General features: G+C 25.3%; 22 protein-coding genes and 1 pseudogene. 18 read left to right on the plus strand and 5 right to left on the minus strand.

Going from position 1 to position 20,943, the window contains the following annotated elements; genetic code table 4:
* Window positions 1-2: 2 nt before the first annotated feature.
* The 11 genes and pseudogenes from ACQH23_RS00785 (at window position 3) to ACQH23_RS00835 (ending at window position 8,415) form a co-directional block, all read left to right on the plus strand.
* Window positions 3-557, plus strand: coding sequence for a hypothetical protein (locus tag ACQH23_RS00785; protein ID WP_425378567.1), 555 nt, complete (start codon window positions 3-5; stop codon window positions 555-557).
* A 48-nt stretch (window positions 558-605) separates the two neighbouring features.
* Window positions 606-926 carry a hypothetical protein gene (locus ACQH23_RS00790; RefSeq protein WP_425378568.1) on the plus strand — a complete coding sequence of 107 codons (321 nt, stop codon included), beginning with the start codon at window positions 606-608 and terminating at the stop codon, window positions 924-926.
* A 44-nt stretch (window positions 927-970) separates the two neighbouring features.
* Complete coding sequence (locus ACQH23_RS00795) at window positions 971-1,234, plus strand: transposase family protein (RefSeq protein ID WP_425378569.1); 264 nt, start codon at window positions 971-973, stop codon at window positions 1,232-1,234.
* A 260-nt stretch (window positions 1,235-1,494) separates the two neighbouring features.
* On the plus strand, window positions 1,495-2,091 hold the full coding sequence (locus ACQH23_RS00800; protein WP_425377606.1) for a DDE-type integrase/transposase/recombinase: 597 nt from the start codon (window positions 1,495-1,497) through the stop codon (window positions 2,089-2,091).
* 43 nt (window positions 2,092-2,134) lie between these two features.
* Window positions 2,135-2,596, plus strand: a pseudogene (locus tag ACQH23_RS00805) (IS3 family transposase); the annotation flags it as partial.
* 56 nt (window positions 2,597-2,652) lie between these two features.
* On the plus strand, window positions 2,653-3,024 hold the full coding sequence (locus ACQH23_RS00810; RefSeq protein WP_425378570.1) for a phage terminase large subunit: 372 nt from the start codon (window positions 2,653-2,655) through the stop codon (window positions 3,022-3,024).
* 307 nt (window positions 3,025-3,331) lie between these two features.
* On the plus strand, window positions 3,332-4,135 hold the full coding sequence (locus tag ACQH23_RS00815; protein ID WP_425378571.1) for a TlyA family RNA methyltransferase: 804 nt from the start codon (window positions 3,332-3,334) through the stop codon (window positions 4,133-4,135).
* A gap of 206 nt (window positions 4,136-4,341) precedes the next feature.
* Window positions 4,342-5,940 (plus strand): MATE family efflux transporter, encoded by a 1,599-nt coding sequence (locus ACQH23_RS00820; RefSeq protein ID WP_425378572.1) that lies wholly within the window; start codon window positions 4,342-4,344, stop codon window positions 5,938-5,940.
* A gap of 517 nt (window positions 5,941-6,457) precedes the next feature.
* A complete protein-coding gene (locus tag ACQH23_RS00825) occupies window positions 6,458-6,724 on the plus strand; it encodes a hypothetical protein (RefSeq protein WP_425378573.1) in 267 nt (88 codons plus the stop codon).
* Complete coding sequence (locus tag ACQH23_RS00830; protein ID WP_425378574.1) at window positions 6,705-7,577, plus strand: IS3 family transposase; 873 nt, start codon at window positions 6,705-6,707, stop codon at window positions 7,575-7,577. The genes ACQH23_RS00825 and ACQH23_RS00830 overlap by 20 nt, the downstream gene beginning before the upstream one ends.
* A 346-nt stretch (window positions 7,578-7,923) precedes the next feature.
* Entirely contained in the window at window positions 7,924-8,415 is a 492-nt protein-coding gene (locus ACQH23_RS00835) for an IS3 family transposase (RefSeq protein ID WP_425378575.1), read from the plus strand.
* Window positions 8,416-8,753: 338 nt separating this feature from the next.
* Here ACQH23_RS00835 and ACQH23_RS00840 read toward each other — a convergent pair whose 3' ends face one another.
* The 3 genes from ACQH23_RS00840 to ACQH23_RS00850 all read right to left on the minus strand — a co-directional run bounded on the left by ACQH23_RS00840 (window position 8,754) and on the right by ACQH23_RS00850 (window position 10,115).
* Window positions 8,754-8,969, minus strand: coding sequence for a YneF family protein (locus tag ACQH23_RS00840; protein ID WP_425378576.1), 216 nt, complete (start codon window positions 8,967-8,969; stop codon window positions 8,754-8,756).
* Window positions 8,970-9,166: 197 nt separating this feature from the next.
* Window positions 9,167-9,697 (minus strand): transposase, encoded by a 531-nt coding sequence (locus tag ACQH23_RS00845; RefSeq protein WP_425379274.1) that lies wholly within the window; start codon window positions 9,695-9,697, stop codon window positions 9,167-9,169.
* A 190-nt stretch (window positions 9,698-9,887) separates the two neighbouring features.
* Entirely contained in the window at window positions 9,888-10,115 is a 228-nt protein-coding gene (locus tag ACQH23_RS00850) for a hypothetical protein (RefSeq protein WP_425378577.1), read from the minus strand.
* Window positions 10,116-10,304: 189 nt separating this feature from the next.
* Here ACQH23_RS00850 and ACQH23_RS00855 point away from each other — a divergent pair, with 189 nt between their 5' ends.
* Both ACQH23_RS00855 and ACQH23_RS00860 read left to right on the plus strand, forming a co-directional pair.
* Window positions 10,305-10,661 (plus strand): hypothetical protein, encoded by a 357-nt coding sequence (locus ACQH23_RS00855; protein ID WP_425379354.1) that lies wholly within the window; start codon window positions 10,305-10,307, stop codon window positions 10,659-10,661.
* On the plus strand, window positions 10,576-11,769 hold the full coding sequence (locus ACQH23_RS00860; protein ID WP_425379275.1) for an amino acid permease: 1,194 nt from the start codon (window positions 10,576-10,578) through the stop codon (window positions 11,767-11,769). The genes ACQH23_RS00855 and ACQH23_RS00860 overlap by 86 nt, the downstream gene beginning before the upstream one ends.
* 429 nt (window positions 11,770-12,198) lie before the next feature.
* Here the strand turns inward: ACQH23_RS00860 and ACQH23_RS00865 are convergent, their stop codons facing one another.
* Complete coding sequence (locus tag ACQH23_RS00865) at window positions 12,199-13,179, minus strand: IS30 family transposase (protein ID WP_425377684.1); 981 nt, start codon at window positions 13,177-13,179, stop codon at window positions 12,199-12,201.
* 302 nt (window positions 13,180-13,481) lie between these two features.
* Here ACQH23_RS00865 and ACQH23_RS00870 point away from each other — a divergent pair, with 302 nt between their 5' ends.
* From ACQH23_RS00870 to ACQH23_RS00890, 5 genes are read left to right on the plus strand one after another with little or no spacing between them, the layout of a single operon-like run.
* Entirely contained in the window at window positions 13,482-13,880 is a 399-nt protein-coding gene (locus ACQH23_RS00870; RefSeq protein ID WP_425377651.1) for a hypothetical protein, read from the plus strand.
* Window positions 13,873-15,333: a PBSX family phage terminase large subunit gene (locus ACQH23_RS00875; RefSeq protein ID WP_425377683.1), complete on the plus strand. Its 1,461-nt coding sequence runs from the start codon at window positions 13,873-13,875 to the stop codon at window positions 15,331-15,333. Before ACQH23_RS00870 ends, ACQH23_RS00875 begins: the two co-directional genes overlap by 8 nt.
* Window positions 15,333-15,611, plus strand: a complete 279-nt coding sequence (locus tag ACQH23_RS00880) for a hypothetical protein (protein ID WP_253301740.1) — start codon at window positions 15,333-15,335, stop codon at window positions 15,609-15,611. Before ACQH23_RS00875 ends, ACQH23_RS00880 begins: the two co-directional genes overlap by 1 nt.
* Window positions 15,604-16,995 (plus strand): hypothetical protein, encoded by a 1,392-nt coding sequence (locus ACQH23_RS00885; RefSeq protein WP_425377952.1) that lies wholly within the window; start codon window positions 15,604-15,606, stop codon window positions 16,993-16,995. Before ACQH23_RS00880 ends, ACQH23_RS00885 begins: the two co-directional genes overlap by 8 nt.
* Before the next feature lie 3 nt (window positions 16,996-16,998).
* A complete protein-coding gene (locus tag ACQH23_RS00890) occupies window positions 16,999-20,217 on the plus strand; it encodes a hypothetical protein (protein ID WP_425378578.1) in 3,219 nt (1,072 codons plus the stop codon).
* Between the two features lie 192 nt (window positions 20,218-20,409).
* Here ACQH23_RS00890 and ACQH23_RS00895 read toward each other — a convergent pair whose 3' ends face one another.
* Window positions 20,410-20,928: a lipoprotein gene (locus ACQH23_RS00895; protein ID WP_425378579.1), complete on the minus strand. Its 519-nt coding sequence runs from the start codon at window positions 20,926-20,928 to the stop codon at window positions 20,410-20,412.
* Window positions 20,929-20,943 lie beyond the last annotated feature (15 nt).

Below are 20,943 nucleotides of genomic sequence, written 5' to 3' on the forward strand. Positions count from 1 at the left end.
TTATGGCAACAATTAATTTGCCGCAAGTACATTTTACATTACAAGGTAATACAACAGGTCAAAAAGCCTATGTTGATATGGTTAACTCTATGCTAAGAGGACCATTAATGAATGAGCATGCAAGTATTATGCAATATGCAACTGCAACTGCTGAACAAGTTGCTTGATTACCTAATGCAGGACAAGCGTTATATAATTTAACTCATCGTGTGGTATGACAAGATGATTATGCATTACCAAATGGTGGGGCAACTCAAACTATGGGATTAACAAGAATTCCGGTGCCTATTAATAAAAGATTTAATTTAAAATTAATGAATGAAGCATTTGATTTAGCAATGATAGAACAAAATATTAAAAATGGTGTTATTGCTGATGCTATTGCTAGTGTTGTACATAATAAATTTGTTAATTTAGAATGTGAATTAATTCACGAGATTTATGATTATTGTTTAGCATATGGTCAATATGAAGTAATTCAATTTCGTAGTTATACAGCAGATAATGCTGATGATGCAAATAAAGCATTCTTTACATTAAATGAAACTTTGATTTAATTAACAAATCAAATTAGTAATTTATATTTTGGTTTACCAATCGATAAAATGTTTATGGTTTTAGGACGAAGATCCTATTTAGGATTAACACCTGCTTATTTAAAAGTAATTGGTTCACAAGCTCAATTAAAAGCAATGGTTAATGGTGAATTATATGAAAATACCGCAATGGGTATTCCTGTATCGAAAAGTTTTCATTTAGAAAAAACATATACAAAAGGACAAGTTAACCGAGATAAAGGTTATAATTTTACTAATGTAAATGGTTTACTTATTAATAAACAAGTATGAGCATATCCAATTAATATGGATACTATTCAACAAGTTTTAGATAATGATACTGTAGACTGCACCCAAAAAAGTAAGTAAAGAAAAAAAGTCTTTGCTAAACTTTAAAGGAGGTGCATTTTTATATGGCAAGAAAAGGACAAAAATTTAATAAATATACAGCAGATTTTCGAAAAATGATAGGACAAGAGGTTAAAAATAATAGTATAAGTTTTATTGCAAAAAAATATGCAATTAATAAAAAAACTGTTGCTTCATGGTATGAAAATTTTAAGAAAGGGATTTTAAACACCAATAAAGGTCCAAAAGAATCATTTAAAAAAAGAGATTTAAACTATTACAAAGTTAGGTATGAATTATTAAAAAAGCTTCATGACTTTTACAATTAAATAAAAGAAAAATTGTATTTTTTATCAAAGAAAACCTTAATAAATATCCACTAAATTTATTACTTGATATAACAGATTTAAAGCGTAGTTATTGAGATAAATATAAAAATTATTCAAGTAATGGTAAGGATAGTGAACCATTAAAAAATATTGTAAAAGTCTATGAAGAAAATTTAAAACAATTTGGTTATCGTCGAATTACCAAATATTTAAAAGAAGATTATGGCATTGTTTATAATGCTAAGAAAGTATTACGAATTATGAAAGAAAATAATATTCAAGCTGAATATGTAAAGCGTATGCGTAGAAAAATATTAATAAAACAAAATAGAAATAAAAATATAATTAAATATCCTGATTTAGTAAATCGTAATTTTAATGATATTAAAGAAAGATTTTCAATTTTATTTACTGATGTAACTTATTTAATTTGAAATGGTAAAAAACATTATCAATCAACAATAATTGATGGATATACTAAAGAAATTATTGATGTAAAATGATCAAAATTTAATAATAACAAACTTGTAATTGATAATTTAAATGCTGCAATTAATAAAATTAAAAAAATAAAAAAAGATCTAAATAAAACAATAATTCATTCAGATCACGGATATCAATATACATCTAAAGATTATAATAGTAAATGTTTAGATAACAAAATTATAATTTCAATGGGTAAAAATTATCATTGTGCAGACAACATTATTATTGAAAGTTTTCATTCATTACTTAAAAAAGGAACAATCCATAATAAAAATTATAAATCTCATAATGAATATATTAATGATGTTAAAAAATGAAATAAATGATATTCAAACCAAAAAGAAAAAGATATAATAAATGAAAGTTTGTAAACCTTTTTATTAATACTTACTAAACGGGGTGCAGTCTATGTTTAGTGATTTAACATATGTTCAAGTTGGTGCTAAATGACATTATATTTGTTTATTAATTGACTTGTTTAATCGTTAAATAATTGGCTATAGTGCCGGGACAAACAAAACAGCCCAACTAGAACAAAAAGCCTTTTATTCAATTACAAGACCATTAAATCAAATTACGTTATTTCATACTGACCGGGGTAATGAATTTAAAAATAAAATCATTGATAATATCTTAAATACTTTTAACATCAAACGATCATTAAGCAATAAAGGCTGTCCTTCTGATAATGCTGTGGCTGAAACAACAACTTACAAAAGTTTTAAAACGGAATTTATCAAGGGGCAAAAATTTATAAATTTAACCCAATTAAAATACAAATTATTTGACTTTGTGGATTGATATAACAATATTCGAATTCACGGTAGTTTAAATTATTTAACACCTGTTGAATTTATAAAACAACAGTCCATATAAAAAGTGTCCTAAAAAGGGTTGCCAATCCAGATAGTGTATTTCAAAATATATGAAATATGTTAGATGAAAATAATATTCCTTATACTATTAATTTATCAAATGGTAGTAAAATATATTGTAAAGGTTTACATTCACCAAGTCGAAAAGAAAAATTAAAAGCATTTGCTGATTTGAATAAGTATAAATTAGTAATTGATTGAAGAGAAGAATGTGACCAATTTCAACAAAAAGATTTAAGTGATTTAGAGTTTGCTATTCGTGGTTATCAAAATAAAATAACAATTAATACGTGTAATCCTGAAAGTTTAAAAAGATATATTGTTGGTTATTGTAATGAATTATTATCTTTTAATGAAGAAATAATGCGTAGTAAATATGAAAAAATTAAATATATTGAAAAATGAAATATGAAAATTATTATTCATTAGACATCTTGCGATACCGGCTTTTCTTATTAAGAATATTTCTATAAAATATAATTAATAAGAAAAGCCGGTATCGCAAGATGTCTAATCTCACAAGAATTGTTTTTTGCCGGTTCATAGCACAGGACGCCAATAAAAGTTCTAAATTTAAAGATACTATCCGATAAATAATGCAAATAAATTTATGTTTTTTAACAAAAACCAAATGCAACACTTTATTTTTCATAAAGTGTTGCATTTGGTTTACAATATACATTATCAAAACCAACGTGCTTTTAATAAAAGTAAATGAAAAGGGGAATAAATTTGAATGAAAATGCGATTAGATCAATTAATGGTTAATAATAATTTAGCCCCTTCCCGGGAAAAAGCGAAGGCGATGATTTTAGCTAATAATGTGTTAGTAGATAATGTTCCTGCTTTAAAAGCAGGTGAATTAGTCAAACACGATAGTATTATTACCTTACGCGGTGAGCCATTAAAATATGTTTCTCGCGCGGGGGAAAAGTTAGCAAAAGGTTTAACCGCCTTTAACTTAACAGTTAATAATCTTATTTGTCTTGATATTGGCGCATCAACGGGTGGCTTTACTGATTGTTTATTACAAAATCATGCTAAAAAATTATATGCGGTTGATGTTGGAACAAATCAATTAGCTTGAAAATTAAGAAGTAATCCGCAAGTAGTTTCATTAGAAAAAACCAATTTTCGGTATGTTACGAAAGAATTATTTGATCCTGATCAAATTGAATTTGTTTGTTGTGATGTTTCATTTATTTCATTAGATAAAATTATTCCCCCGTTAAAAGATATTTTGTTATTAAACCATTATGCTTTTTTTTTAATTAAACCCCAGTTTGAGAGTATCAAAGAAATGGTTAATAAAGGGAAAATTAATCAAAAAACAGTTCATTATGATGTTATTAAGAAAATCTTTCATTTAGCCCTTGATAATGGTTTTAGTGTTATTAATTGTGATTATTCCCCAATTTTAGGAAATAAGAAGAAAAACATTGAATTTATTTGTTTATTACAACGAGTAACAAAACCAATTAATCATCTTTCTGATCAAATGATTACGACAATAATTGAAAATGCTTGAAATATTCTTTAATTTTGTCGAAAAATCTTGATATTTATAAAATATACCTAATTTTAGGTATATTTTATAAATATCAAGATTTTTCGACAAAATTAAAGAAGAAAACCTACGTAAAATATTTTTTTGAGCTATAATTATAAATGAGGATTATTAATGTATTTTTAAAAATTACTTTACATTGTAAGGTTTTTTATTTTTTTTATAGGGGGGAAATTAAATTGTCAGAAGTTTTAACGATTCGTGAAAAAAAATTACGATTTGAAAAACCTTGAAAAACAATAGCGTACTTTTGTATTCCCACAGTTTTTATAATGGTTATACAAGGGTTATATAATATTGTTGATAAAAGTTTAGCTTTATCATTTGCGGCACCGGATTTAATTCACGATCAGTTTTATATTGATGCATATAATCGTTTAAAAAATATTAACGTTACAGAAATACCATTAGCGGACATGCGTTCATTTATTAATGTTGCGACCCAATACGCTTCACAAACATATAATTTACAATGATCATTTAGTATTATGATTGGAATGGGTTGTGCAATGAACTTTTCAATTTCTTATGGGCAACGTGATATTCCAGCGATGCGTCGAATTGCTGGGAATGGCTCTTCCGTAACATTTCTTTTTTCAATGTTAGTAGCATTTTTTATTTTTTGTATTGTTTTTCCAGGATGAAATGATATTTTTATTACTTCACAAATGGGTAAACATTATAATCCAATTACCGAAAGTTTATGTTGGGAATATTCATTTCCAATGTTAGCAGCGGCGCCAATTTTGTTTTTAAGTTATTATTTTATTTCATTAATTCGTAATGAAGGACGAATGAAATGAGTAATAATTATGATTTTAAGTTCATTATTAATTAATGCTGCTGCTGCAATTTTCTTTATGCGAGTTTGTCATCTTGGAATGTCAGGAGCAATGTTAGGAACTGTTTTTTCGTGAACAGTGCAAGTAATTTGAGGATTTATTATTGTTTTTAAAACAAAGAATAGTTATTTAAAATTTTATTGAAGTGATTTATTTCATATTGAAGGGAAAAATATTGCGAATTTTGCCAAAGCAGGGTTACCAAATTTCATTAATAATGCTGCTTTAGTTGTTACTTCATATGTTGCAACATCCCTTATTGTTCAGTTGCCAAATCAAGGCGAGCACAATGGAGTTGCCGTGTTACAAGAACTTTATTCTTCAATTGTGCCATGAATGACATTAGTATTATCAGCGGGAGTTGGTGTAACGCAAGGGGCCCGCAGTATTATTGCTTATAATTATGGGGCGAAAAAGAATGCCCGGATTTGAGAAATTTTAAAACGCGTTAGTTTATTAATTATTATTTGATTTTCGTTAATGTTAGTTGTCTTTATTATTTTTGGGAAAGATATGATGATATTATTTGCTTTACCAGAAGAAACGGCAACTAAATATCGTTGATGACTTGTTTTAAACTTTATGACTTATCCGTTTTGTTCATTAACATATATTTCGCTAATTTTGTTCCAAGGAATTAATCGTTCGTTTTTAGCAACCTTTACTAGTAGTTTACGCTCAATTTTAGTTATTTTACCATTAATTGGAATTGGGTATTATGGGGTTAGCCAGTCCACTGGTAATCCAATTTTCTATTATGTCTTTATTGGTTTAAATGATTTAATTTCAGCTGTAATTATTATTCCAATTTTAGTTTATTTTTGAAAAAAATATCATATAAAATTGGTTGATGAACCAGATCCATATTTTAATGAACATCAAGATGATTTACGCAATAAAAAAGTTGTAAAAGTAAATCACAAAAATAAAAATTAAGTAGATTGAATATCGCAGATAAAATTAAGCCATAAAACATAAACTATGGTTAAGAATTTATTGAAAGATATTCTTTTTATTTCATGAATTGTAAAATTAAATGGGACAGTTAAACAAATAAAAATATTGTGTTAAAATCCAAATTTAAAAAAAGAGAAATAACACAATAGACTTCTTGCGATACTAACAAAAATAAAAAAATTACAAATAAAAAAAATTAAATTAAACTTTAAAATAAGAATTTTTAAAAATTTTAATTGCTTTTTAAGCATAAATAATAAGGTATCGCAAGAAGTCTAATAATTGTTTTATCATTAAAATATTTATTTATTAATGTTTTTTACCCAGCAAGTTGGATAGGTTACAATAAGTTGGACCATATTTATGTGGACTTTCAAATAAAATATAATTATGAAGAAAGTAGGAATATAAAAATGGGAAGAAATTTAGACTGCACCCAAAAAAGTAAGTAAAGAAAAAAGTCTTTGCTAAACTTTTAAAGGAGGTGCATTTTTATATGGCAAGAAAAGGACAAAAATTTAATAAATATACAGCAGATTTTCGAAAAAGGATAGGACAAGAGGTTAAAAATAATAGTATAAGTTTTATTGCAAAAAAATATGCAATTAATAAAAAAACTGTTGCTTCATGGTATGAAAATTTTAAGAAAGGGATTTTAAACACCAATAAAGGTCCAAAAGAATCATTTGAAAAAAGAGATTTAAACTATTACAAAGTTAGGTATGAATTACTAAAAAAGCTTCATGACTTTACAATTAAATAAAAGAAAAATTGTATTTTTTATCAAAGAAAACATTAATAAATATCCACTAAATTTATTACTTGATGTAACAGATTTAAAGCGTAGTTATTGAGATAAATATAAAAATTATTCAAGTAATGGTAAGGATAGCGAATCATTAAAAAATATTGTAAAAGTCTATGAAGAAAATTTAAAACAATTTGGTTATCGTCGAATTACCAAATATTTAAAAGAAGATTATGGCATTGTTTATAATGCTAAGAAAGTATTACGAATTATGAAAGAAAATAATATTCAAGCTGAATATGTAAAGCGTATGCGTAGAAAAATATTAATAAAACAAAATAGAAATAAAAATATAATTAAATATCCTGATTTAGTAAATCGTAATTTTAATGATATTAAAGAAAGATTTTCAATTTTATTTACTGATGTAACTTATTTAATTTGAAATGGTAAAAAACATTATCAATCAACAATACTTGATGGATATACTAAAGAAATTATTGATGTAAAATGATCAAAATTTAATAATAACAAACTTGTAATTGATAATTTAAATGCTGCAATTAATAAAATTAAAAAAATAAAAAAAGATCTAAATAAAACAATAATTCATTCAGATCACGGATATCAATATACATCTAAAGATTATAATAGTAAATGTTTAGATAACAAAATTATAATTTCAATGGGTAAAAATTATCATTGTGCAGACAACATTATTATTGAAAGTTTTCATTCATTACTTAAAAAAGGAACAATCCATAATAAAAATTATAAATCTCATAATGAATATATTAATGATGTTAAAAAATGAAATAAATGATATTCAAACCAAAAAGAAAAAGATATAATAAATGAAAGTTTGTAAACCTTTTTATTAATACTTACTAAACAGGGTGCAGTCTAATTAATACACCGATGAATTTAAAAAACAAATTGTTTTACTTTATCAAAATGGTAAAACCATTCTTGAAATTTTTAAGGAATATGGGATGTCAAAATCAGCCGTATATCAGTGAATTGAAAAATTAAATAATTCTGGATCTTTTAAAGCAAAAGATAACCGCACTGTTGAAGAAAATTAACTTGATTGCCTTGCAGAAAGAATTAATCCAATTACGAATGGAAAACGACATTTTAAAGCAAACGGCACTGATAATCGGCAAAAAATAGAAATTATTAACAATAATAAAGAAAAATATTTCGTGCGAAAAATGGGTCAAATATTAAAGATAGCAAAATCAACATATTACTATCAAATTAATAAATACGCTACGGTTGATGTTAATAATTATGAACAAGAAGTTATCAGTGCATTTAATGCTAGTCGCAAAATTTATGGAGCTCGTAAAATTAAAGCTATTTTAACCAGAAAAGATATTATCTTATCGCGAAGAAAAATTCGCCAAATTATGATTAAAAATCAGTTAGTATCTAAATACACCAAATTAAAATATCGTAATCATAAGTCAATGGTTAATAACGACGAAATTAGTAACATTTTAAACCGTGAATTTAATAATAAACAACTAAATGAAGTTGTTGTTAGTGATTTAACATATGTTCAAGTTGGTACTAAATGACATTATATTTGTTTATTAATTGACTTGTTTAATCGTGAAATAATTGGCTATAGTGCCGGGACAAACAAAACAGCCCAACTAGGACAAAAAGTCTTTTATTCAATTACAAGACCATTAAATTAAATTACGTTATCGGGGTAATGAATTTAAAAATAAAATCATTGATAATATCTTAATGCACAGTTTCATCCCTCCTTGCTAATTATCATCTTGTTAGAATTAAAAAACGAGGTCTAATCCTAACATTTTAAATCAACATAATATATTTTAATATGCCTATTCTGATTTTATTTTTTTCTTAATGCTTTGCAATTTGTTTTCCTTTTTTTGGTACTAAATGAGCTATTTGTAAATTTTTTGCAAACTTTAGTTAAATTATCGTTGAAGGTAATTTTGACAAAATAAAAAAACATGTTAGTCATTACAAATGAACTAAGATGTGTTGTATTATTGGCAATAACCTATTTTGCTCGTTTCATTGAGTTCATAACTTTTTTAATATCTGTTTCCGAAGGTTTTCTCCCCATTTGCATATACATTGCCCGAATTTGTTTTTCAGTAATTGGGGGATTATCACGTAATTGTTTTTGAACAATCTTTTTAGTAATTAAAAATCCTAAAACCCCGCCAATAACTAAAGCACCAATCCCGATAATAAGTCCTCCTCATCAAGGCATTTTTATTGTCCTCCTTTTTCTCCTAATAATTAAGTAATTATCATAATAGTTCTTATAATATTGTAACATATTTTTTAAAATAAGTCTTATTTCTCCGTTTTAATTTTGTCGAAAACTCTTGATAAAATAAAAAAAATAATCAATATGACAATTTGAAAACGAATTTGATGGAAGATTATTATTGTTCTTTAACTTTTTTAGATGTTAAAATATAATACCGTTGCTTGTTGGTTTGGTGTTAAACCTTTGTGTTGGTATTTTCATTTTCAGAGATTTAAATAATTTTGAATGTTAGTAAAACCTAAACCATGATAATGAACCAAGGCTTCTTTAAGACTTGCTTGTAATTTACTAATTTTATTTAATTTTCGATAACTGGCATCAGGATTTGTCCTAGTTTTAGTGGCATATAAAGTAGAATTTGTTTGTTTTGCTACTAATAAATATAATGGTTGCATATCAGAAATAATAATGGAATTTTTGTTAATTAATTTTGTATTCATATTTTTAATAATTCACTGTTTTTGTAATCGTTTGGTATTAGTGGATTGAACAAAAATATTATTATTAGTATCAACTGCCATTTGAATACAACATTTAGTGTTAGTGGAAAATGGATCGAGATGAGTTTTTCGTTTATCAAATTTATCTTTAAAATTACCTTTATGGATTTCTTTAATAAATGTTTCATCGATTTGTATTTGGCCATTTAATTTTTTAAATTTTAATTGAGTATTTTATAATTGTTTTGATGGCATTAATTTTTGACGATTATATCAAGCTGTTTTGGGTGTTGTTTTAATAAAACGGGAAATTACTTTACTAGATTGTCCTAACAATGAAATTTATTAATTCAAATTTCATTGTTCATAATTTAAATGACTTCAATAAGTAAAATGATGACGAAAAGCATCAAAACTAGCCCGACATTTTTTGCTGTTTTCCTTCGGGATTATGGCCATTTTTAACACAATGATAAGATTTGCAATTAGGGCATTTAATACCTTTATCACTAAATTTTTGATCAATTTCATTTAAGCGTTTTTGTTTTTTGATTAATTCTGCTTCTTTTTTAACTTTTTCATAAAATTCTAAAAATTGATCATCTGTTAAACTATTTATTAATTCTGCAAGTATTTTTTCCATCAATTATTTGCCTATCTTTATATTAAAAATATACCTAATTTTAGATATATTTTATAAATATCAAGATTTTTCTACAAAATTAAAGGGAATATTATGAAAATATAAAATAAAATATGCTATAATTTATTTAATTATTTTTTTACTAAAAATAGGTTATTAATAGTTTATTAAAAATGGAGGAAAAAATTAATGGGAAAAACTAAAAAGCATGTTAAATTTTTTGAATTTCTGACTGTTTTTTCAACTGCCATTGGAATTACAATCGGAATTGGAATTTATTTGAAAAATGATACTTCAGAAGGCCATGTTTTATATTTTACCCAAAATCCTTATTTAGCAATCGGGTTATGAGTCTTAGTTGGGAATTTAGGAATGGCAATGATTATGGTTTTTATTGAAGGTCACATCTGTCAAAACAAAAAGTGGTCATGGCACTCTTGCATCGTGGGCGAATGTTTTAATTGGCCGCAAAGTTGGCAGTTTAATATCGTTGCTTTATATCTTTTTTTATTTTCCAATTTTATTAGGCCTTTTCCCAATTTTTAGTATTAATGCGATGTTTGATGCATTAGCAATTGAAAGTATTAGTAAAGGAACACAAAACATAATTGCCATTAGTGTTGGTCTTGTTATTTTAATTTTGTTTTTCTTATTAAATATTTTCTTACGAAATGTTGGGAAATGAGTTCAAACAATTGGAACTTTTATTAAGTTTATTCCACTATTAGTTAGTTTAGTTGTGGGATTTATTGCGCCAATTAATGGCAATGTCTTTGATACTTATAAAGACTTAAAATTTGGTAATTTCTTTATGGGGTTATTACCGGTGTTATTTTCATTTGATGGGTTCATTTATGCTGCTGGATTACAAAAAGAAGTTTCTAATAAAAACGTTGTGCCAAAAGCATTATTTACAGCAATATTATTTATTACTATCTTTTATATTTTAGAAGTTATTTCATTGTTCTTAGGAACAAATGATGGTATTGTTTTTACCTTATTTAAAAATGTTATTGAAGGATCCGTTGCTAAAATCTTAATGTGATTTATTATGTTGACAGCATTAATGAGTATTAATGGATTAACTTTTGTAGCTCCTTCGTTAGGCCATACAGTCCAAGAAGAAAATCTAATTTATATTGGTAAAAAGGAATTAAGTTATCAACAGATTGGTTTGATTCAAATGGGGATTACGATTAGTTTTAACTTATTATTGATGGGACTTAGCTTGGGACTTATTGGTGATCCAATGTACTTGTTAGACCTTTCTTCTAATGCAGTTAGTTTTACGGCATTTCTTTGTTATATTAGTTTAATTATTGCTGTTTGTGTTAATCGCTATACGAAACGGGTGGAAGTAACAAAAATGTATTATTATGCTGGGTTTTCCTTGTTCTTATTAATTGGTTCAATTGGTTATATTATGTATAGTTTCTTTGCTTTTAGTAGTAATCATAAGACTTTATATAGTTTATTGATTATTATTGGAGGAACCTTAATAATGTGAGGAATTAATGAACTATTATTAAGTACAAAAGGGACTCCTTTTCCCTGACAAAACAATATTAAAAAACCCAATTGATTAATAATTTTAATCAATTGGGTTATAAGTAAGAATTTTATCAGTTTAGACTGCACCTCAAAAAGTAAGTAAAGAAAAAAAGTCTTTGCTAAACTTTAAAGGAGGTGTGCACAGTTTTAGATAACTGAGAATTTTAATTAAAAAATGCTTTCATTTCATATTGAAGTGGTGGCATTTTTTAATTAAAATTCTCAGTTATCTAAAACTGTGCAATTAAGTTGTTTCATAAAATAAAATTTTAAAATAACCAGTTTCTCAATCAAAGATAATTTTTGAATTTTCTATTTTTTGATAAAATCGCTTTTGTTTCTTATCTTTTGTATGATTTGGCATTGTGTAGATACAAGCTCCAAATTTGTATCTCTTGTTAAATTGATAATAACATTATTTAAAATAAATGCAACTATTTTTTAAAAAAAATAAATTATTTATAAATTGTTATTATTTTGAACATATTTTGACACACTAAAAAATAATTTATTAAATTTAATTAATAAAAATTTACTTAATATTTTGTAAAAATATTTCTTTTGCACTTACTCAGTTTAAACACGGTCGAAGTTTATCATTTATAACATCAACTACTCAATCTATTTTTTGTTGACTAACATTATTAAAATCAGTTCCTTTTTTAAATCAATGTCTAAATTCACCATTCATATATTCAATTAATGGTTTTTGTTGTGGTGAAGCAGGGTCACAAAAATAAACTTGTGTTTCAGCAAATATTTCCATTTCTCTTCATTTACTAAATTCTTTCCCACGGTCTGTTATTATTCCTTTCATTTTACCCATTAAATTATTACTTACAATCATATCTTTAAATTTTGTTAAAACCTCATTAGCGGTATGATTTTTTAATTTCATTACAAAGTAATTTTTACTTGATTGTTCTACTAAAACTAAACAACTAGATTGATGGTCTTTTCCAACTACGGTATCCATTTCAAATCAGCCAACATTAGATTGCTTATTTTCAATATCTAATATTGATTTAAAATTATTTAATTTACCACGATTATCATATTCCCCCTTTTTCTTATATTTTTTACCATGATGGCGTAAATTTTGTTTATTTAAACCGAATAATTTTAAGTCAATTCATTTATAAAAAGTTTTAACACAAGCAGGAAATTTAACACCAAACTTTATAAAATATCGATGAATAATTTGTGCTGGTGAATTATGAAGAATATTAAATCGTAAATTTAGTCATTCTTTTTGTTCTTCTGTGAATTTGGGGGGCTTTTTAATAGATTTTTTTCGTTTTTTTAAATAATCATTATGTGCTTTACCAACATCATAATCTTCTATATTTTTAAATCTATTAATTTCTCTTTTAACAGTATTAATATCTCTTCCCGTTTGCCTTGATATTTCAGATAAATTAATCGTTCCATTTTTCTTTTTGCAACTATCAGATAACAATAAATCCTTAATAAATCTTCGTTCGTCAAATTTTACATGTGTATAATCTTGCATATATTTGTACATCCATTTCTTTTGTTTAAATTCATTTATACACGAATTTTTAAAAAAAGGTATTGACAAATAATTTTAAAGATATATTATTATAATGTAACAAGTATCGAATTTGTATCTCTTTATGCTTGTATACTAAAATAAAAAGTAAATTACTTTACTTTTTTTTATTTTGATGTAAAATATAAATAATAAAAAAGAACCGCGATGGTTCTTTGTTACATTTTATAGTTATTAATTACTCTTTTATTTAATCATATTCATTAAATAATAGCAATTTTAGTATGCAAAAAGGAGTAAAAATGAAAGAATTTAATCCAAAAACAGCAAGTTTACGAACATTTTATCGTAAAATAGAGCAGTTTTGACGTGATAAATCACCTAATATCCCCTATACTTTGAATGATTTAACCAATAAATTAAATCTTTCTCGCAAGTGAAGATATGATAGTTACGCGAGCGAGAAGATAGTTCCTTTACTTGAAAAACAAGTTGATAAAATAGAAAGTGAGCTTATTAAACAAATGGTTAAAACGCCAGAAGGTACTAGGTTATATTGACAGCGTGCATTTAATTATAAATATTCACTGCAAGAAAAAGAACTTGAAAAAGAATTAAACTTAAATAATCAACAACCAATAATTGTTAATTTACAAACGGATATTAGAGATATTAAAAAAGAAACTGAAAATAATGCTTAATCATTTTACTTATTTATTAGAAACGCCTTATTGGTTATTACAAAATAGTAATATTGGTAATAAATATCCATTTGTTAAGAAATATGAATTAGTTAATGAAATTAATCAAATTGGAACACGATATAGCGGTAAGACTATATCAAATATTAAAATGTTTGGTGAATTATTAAAAATTAGTTTATTAATTAAAGAACCAATTTGTATAATTGCTAGTATGTATTGGAGTAAAGATTTAAAAGATAGTGTATTTCAAAATATATGAAATATGTTAGATGAAAATAATATTCCTTATAGTATTAATTTATCAAATTTTACTTTTACTTTATCAAATGGTAGCAAAATATATTGTAAAGGTTTACATTCACCAAGTCGAAAAGAAAAATTAAAAGCCTTTGCTGATTTGAATAAGTATAAATTAGTAATTGATTGAAGAGAAGAATGTGACCAATTTCAACAAAAAGATTTAAGTGATTTAGAGTTTGCTATTCGTGGTTATCAAAATAAAATAACAATTAATACGTGTAATCCTGAAAGTTTAAAAAGATATATTGTTGGTTATTGTAATGAATTATTATCTTTTAATGAAGAAATAATGCGTAGTAAATATGAACAAATTAAATATATTGAAAAATGAAATATGAAAATTATTATTCATTATTCTAGTTGAAGACTTAATTATAAATTACCACAAGATAAAGTTAATGAACAATTAAGATTAGAACAATTAGATATTGAAAGAGCAAGAGTATGGAGTTGAGGATTGCCCGGTAATACTAGTGGTTCAATTTTTGCAAGATATATTGATATTATGCAAGCAACAGATATTATTCAACCAACGAAATTATTAGGTGGTGTTGATATTGCTAACGCGACCAGTCCTAAGGGACATACAACATCAGCTAGTTTTTGACTATATAATTCATTTGATAAAAAAGCTTATAAAGCTTCTGAGTATACGCATTCAAATGCTACACAGCAATTTAAAACAGAATTAGAACAAGTAAAAGATATTTTAGAGTTTTATAACAATCAATTAAATCAATATTTTAATTTAATACAACAAGGTATATCAATAAATGTTGATGATAGTGCATATTCAACATTACAAAGTTTAAATAGAGAAAAATATAATTATACTTTTGGGCAATATATGACATTTAAACCAGCACAAAAACAGAAATTTAAAATAAGACATCGGATTGAAGCATTTACAATGTTAATAAATACAAACCAATTAAAATGATTATGAGAAAAATGTCCTGTCAGTAAAACCCAATATGAATTAATTCAATGAGAAGATAAACCAGATGCCAGAGAAGAACGAATGTTAGACTTATATGATGATACATTTGATAGTGATTTTTATGCTTTACATTTTGAATTAATACCAATGGTTAAACATAATAATTCAGCAGATTATAAATTATGACAACAAAGGGAGTGAATAACTTAATGAAAAAAGATATTTATGTAATCCATGATGAACGTGTAATAAATGCAAAAAGACCTTATATGTCTGTTTGTGGACAAGTTAAAAAAAGACTTTGTCAAGAATTAAAAAAAGATAATATCGCAATATGTAAATTAAATTTATATAACGAATATATTAAAAAATATCAAAAAGTTAAAGTATGTGTTCAAGTTTTAGCAAATGAGCCAAATTTATTAACAGTAAATATTATTAATTATGCACTTATCTTAAAATTAAAGGAGCAAAATAACCATGAATAATACTTTCCCTAGTTTACCAAACTTAAGTGATATTAATAGTGTTTTAAAATTTTATAATTATGATTGAACAATTAATTTAGCAAATATTATTGCTCGTCATCAAATGCGATTAATAAATGGTAAAGATATTTTATTTAAGTCTCATCGTAAAGACATTTTAGAAAAATTAAATTGATGATATGAAAATTATAAAATAAAAGAAAAGTTAGATAAAAACGAATTAACAGCAAGTTTAATGGGTAAAACTATTTTTGGTTTATTAGAAACTAGTGATGGTAATATTGATTTATGAATTAATCCTTTTAACTTTACATCACGTGTAAGTAAAATAAATGAAATTGAACAAGGGGCCGACATTTGATTAAATTATCATCAATCAGACAGTGGTTTTATTTTAAATTTAATTTGTACCAAAGATAAAATAGTTATTAAAGGTTGACCAAAAAATAATGAGGTAGTTGTTGGACAAAGTAAAACACAAATTAAAGATGATGTTAGACCTATTTTAGTTCAAGAATTTAAAAATAAATTAGGTATAGTACCTTTTTGAGAAATGATTAATGAACCTAATCCGTTGTTCTTATCAACTTCAACTACATTAAATCCATGACCTACGATGGCAAATTGTTATAAATTACAATTTGATTTAGAAGATAGTTTTAATATTAAATCAAAAGAACGATGAGCTAATCGTACGCACTGATATGGGGTATTAGATGATGGTTTAATGAATGCTTACAATATGGGAAATAAAAAAGCATTACAAGATGTATTTGATGATATTTTCATTCAATCAGGTCAAACGGCAGCAGATGGGACATCATCACAATCTTTACAAGTAGTACAAGGTGCACCAACATTAGAAACATATACCGAAGATCAAAAATCAATTATTGAGCAAGTATATTTAGCATGTCATTTTTCTAGTCCTTTTGGTGATAAATCAGATAATGACCAGAATAAAACACAGTCATTATTAACTAAAACAAAAGACTTAGAAAAACAAGCATATTTACAAGCATATCGTAAGCAATATTATACTAAGATGTTTGATACTGTTTTAAAATATTATGGTTTATGAGATGGTATTGGTGAACGACCTTATGGTTTTGATTTTATTAGTGCTAGTTTAGTTGACCAAATGCGACAAAATGAATTAATTACTGCTAGATTAGATAATGGCACAATGGAACCAATAAGAGCTATAACTGAATATGACAATATTGATGAATTAGAAGCAACAAAATATTTTGAGAAAGTAGAAGCATGACAAAATAAAATGCAAGCCAAAGAAATCGAACATAATAATAAATTACTAGAATATGATGAAACTGGTAATAATCAAAATACCTTGCAAGGTAGAACAGAAATAAAGGAGAATTAAAAAATGAGTAGAATTAACCCAGGAGTTATCGAAGAACTAAGAAGACAAGCCCACGATACTTTAATAGATATAAGAGAAAATATAAAAGATAATAGACATTGAATGGTATTTCCTTTTAATGTTTATAGTTCATATATTCCTGATACTGAAACAGGTTGAAAACCCAATAACGCAAAGCCTAGTGATTATGGTAGTTATTCAAGAATATTTGATAATATGGAAAGTACGATTGCTCAATGACAAGATAGTTTAAAAATAGTTCAAAAACATAAAGGTGAAGAAATTAATATCTTAACAATTGATGATTTTAGTAAACAATCAATTAATTCAACTATATGAGCCAATAACGAAACACCTTTCGCGATAAAATTAAAAGATGAAAATAATAATGTTTATTGAAAATTAATTGATGGGGAAAATATTTATGATATTAATAGAATGTTAGCATACTTAAAGCAATATAAATTAAGTTATTTTATTAATAATGATAATAAAGCTGATAATTTTTATACAAAAGAAGTTAAAGTTGGTAAACATTGAGATGCTTATATGATTGATGATAGAAGTTCGATTCAATTTGGTGAAGCTAAATTTGAACAAGTATTTACTCAGCAATCAACTGAAAGACAATATACTTTATTAATTTTAGATGAAGATGCAAGTAAATTAAATATTAATGATTATTATAATTTTTATACTGTATTTAATGACCATGGTTTAAATATTGGTGGGGGTAATATAAATATTGCTCCCCAAGATAGACAATGATTATATCCATCAAATGTTATTAATTATTATTCACCATGAGATGGTAGTTTTTTATGACAAGAAATTACCTTTTCAAGTATTAATGACAAAATTAGTAATAGTGGTTTATCAGTACGACAATTTATTCAAACATCAGCACCTGGGGAAGGTTATTGTTTTCCTAAAATAACTTATAATGAGAAAACAAATACATCAACTATTGAATTAGATGATATGTTATTAAAAGACCCCGGTGTTAGAGCAATGGCAGTTAAATTTTATGGTAATCCGATATTTTTTGATATGCCCGTTATTGGCCGGCCAATTATTAAAGGTCAATTTAATCCAAAAGTAATGAATTCACTAGATTTATTAATGTATAACATGTATCCGTGTCCGCCTGATAAAGTAAATACTTATGCATCACCAGAAGTAAGTTGATATAACATTCAAGGGATTCAACCAACAATGATAACCGGTTATGAAAATTGAAAAAAAGATATGGAAAGTAGATATGATTTTTGAAAGCAAAAAAATAGTGAAGGTATTGTTATAACAGATAATGCAAGTTCAACAGCAACTAATCCCGTTGTTGGAACAACTATTAATGAAGAAAATAAGGACTCTAAATTTTATTGATCAAAAGATTGAAAAATAACGCCACCAAGTCAAATAGAGGTAAAGGGTGGTAAGGTTGATAATATTATTAGTACCCAAGCATCATCATATTTTAGAAGAAAAGATGAATTTGGTAATACTGTTGGTAGTGTTCAAATTGAATACAATAAAATGGGTTCATGTAATGTTTGAGATATTTTAAATATGAATAATTTTATTAACCGTCAAATAACAATATTACCTTTAAACTATACACAAAAGTTAGTTTTTAATCCTTTTACGATACCGGGTGGTGTTGGTAAATTCCTAAACTTTATTTCGTTTGGTATTCCTTGGGGCTGAGTTATTAATCAAGATGAAAAAACTTGACCTAATTTTCAATGACTTAATGGCTTTATGAGTGCTAATATTTATAGTTTTTATAATGATGCTTTTTGGTATGAAAAATCAAAAGGTAAATGCTATTTACCATTTGAAATATTTAGAGAACAAGGTAATGATAAAGTTGGTGCTATATTTGGTGCAAATGCTACTAGTTTTGGTTTTACTACTTTATTAACTGATAAAATACAAGGTACTATTTTAACTAAAGATGGTTCACCAACAAGTGAATTAGTATATTCAACATATAATTTAAAACAATTAAATCAAAAAACTAACCGAATTTATTTAATTAATGAACTTACAACAGCAGTAGATGCTCAAACACCAGTTAGTGACGGTGAAGAAGATAATGATTGTGAATTCTTACAAACACATGATGGGACAAATTGTAGTTATATTATTGATATGTTTTCAATACAAGCATTATATAAAGGTAATTTTGAAATTATCTTTTATGCTGATAACCCATATACCAATAATGAAGAAGATTATTTAAGATTATCAGTATGGAGTTTTCGTGGAAAAACAAAAAGTACATTAAATAATTATTTACGCGATATGACAACTAATTATAAAACTAGTTTCTTATTACCACACGACTATGAAATACCAACATTTAATTATCCACAATATGTATTACCACCAGTTCCATATAACTATAAAACTTATACAAAAGATATTATGCCTTCTGATGTAATACTACCATTAAAAACTAAAATTACAGCACCAGCACAATGTAAAAGAAAAAAATTAGGAAAATCAGAAATTAATTTATTTAATGATGAATTTAATTATGGTTATTATGATATTGAAATTGATTTAAAACAAATTGACCCCACAATTCAAAGCATAAGTAAATTTCAAGATGCTTATAAAACTATTGAAATAAGTAATCTTAATAATATACAAGTTGAATGTCGGCAACCAAAAATAGAATATTTTATCCCTAATAGAAATGTTGATTTATCTACTGGTGCTTTTGATTGTAATGATGGTTTAGACTCATTATCAGATTTACACTTAAAACAAGAGGGTTTATCACAAACTGATAATGTTAATTTTCCAAATATTTTTACAATAGACACAAAAGAAATAAATAATGATATTAAAACGTTTGATACTTTTAAAACTAATGGTTTACCAAATGGAGATTATCAAAATAATTATCTTGCTGGAAATATAAATGAATATGTTTTATTAGTTAAATTTTTACTTCAAATAACAAAATTATCTAATAATGATAATGATAAAATTAAAGAAGCTTATTTGCAAGCATATTATACTAATGATATGAAATTAAAAATTAGATTTAAAAAAGTACTATTTGTTCAATTATCACTTGTTATTTCTGATTCATATCATTATCTTTTTGGTAATGATAAAGATATAACAATAGATGTAAACAATCCAAATGTATTAGGTATTAGAAATAAAAGTAATAATCCAGTTAAAATTACAATAAAACCAAGATAAAAATAAAAAGAGATTTATTAATAATGTCAATTAAAATTAACATTATTAATAAATCTGCAATGTTTCTTTTAACTGAGATATATAAATAAAAATGTTTCTCCTAACTTTATATATTAATAATAATCTAGAAACATTTTTATTTATATATCTCAGTTAAAAGAAACATTGCACATTATTAATAAATCTCTTTTTCTATTCACCACTAACTTTTACATTACAATTTTCATTAATATATAAATTAGGTAATTTTTTTTCTTTACCATTTCAACGATAAACTGATTTAATCGGATCTTTATTTTTTCAACTAGAACTTCAAGTAGTTATTTTTTTCGTATTATTATTTTCTACACCCAATTCGCTAAAAATTTTATTTATTTTTAAACTAAATGATGATTTTTTATCTAATTCTGTAAACAAACTAATATTACCAACAATATAACTATCTTTAAATTTAGTTAATATTCAATCATTACCATGTTTTCATATTACAAAATATAATTTTTGATTTCCTTTATTAAATGGTTTTTCTTGAGGTTCTATTCATTCTAAATTATCTCTGATTTCTTGATTAATAGTATCTATTTTGTTTTTTTCTTTTAATTTTGCTAATTCTTCGGGTGTATATTCTTGTGGCGTATTACAAGCAACTAAACTTGTTATGCTTGCTCCAATTAATGATATTACACCTATGATACTTAATATTTTTTTCATATTTTTAATTCCTTT

The organism is Spiroplasma endosymbiont of Polydrusus pterygomalis, from assembly GCF_964030635.1.
Lineage (GTDB): Bacteria > Bacillota_I > Bacilli_A > Mycoplasmatales > Mycoplasmataceae > Spiroplasma.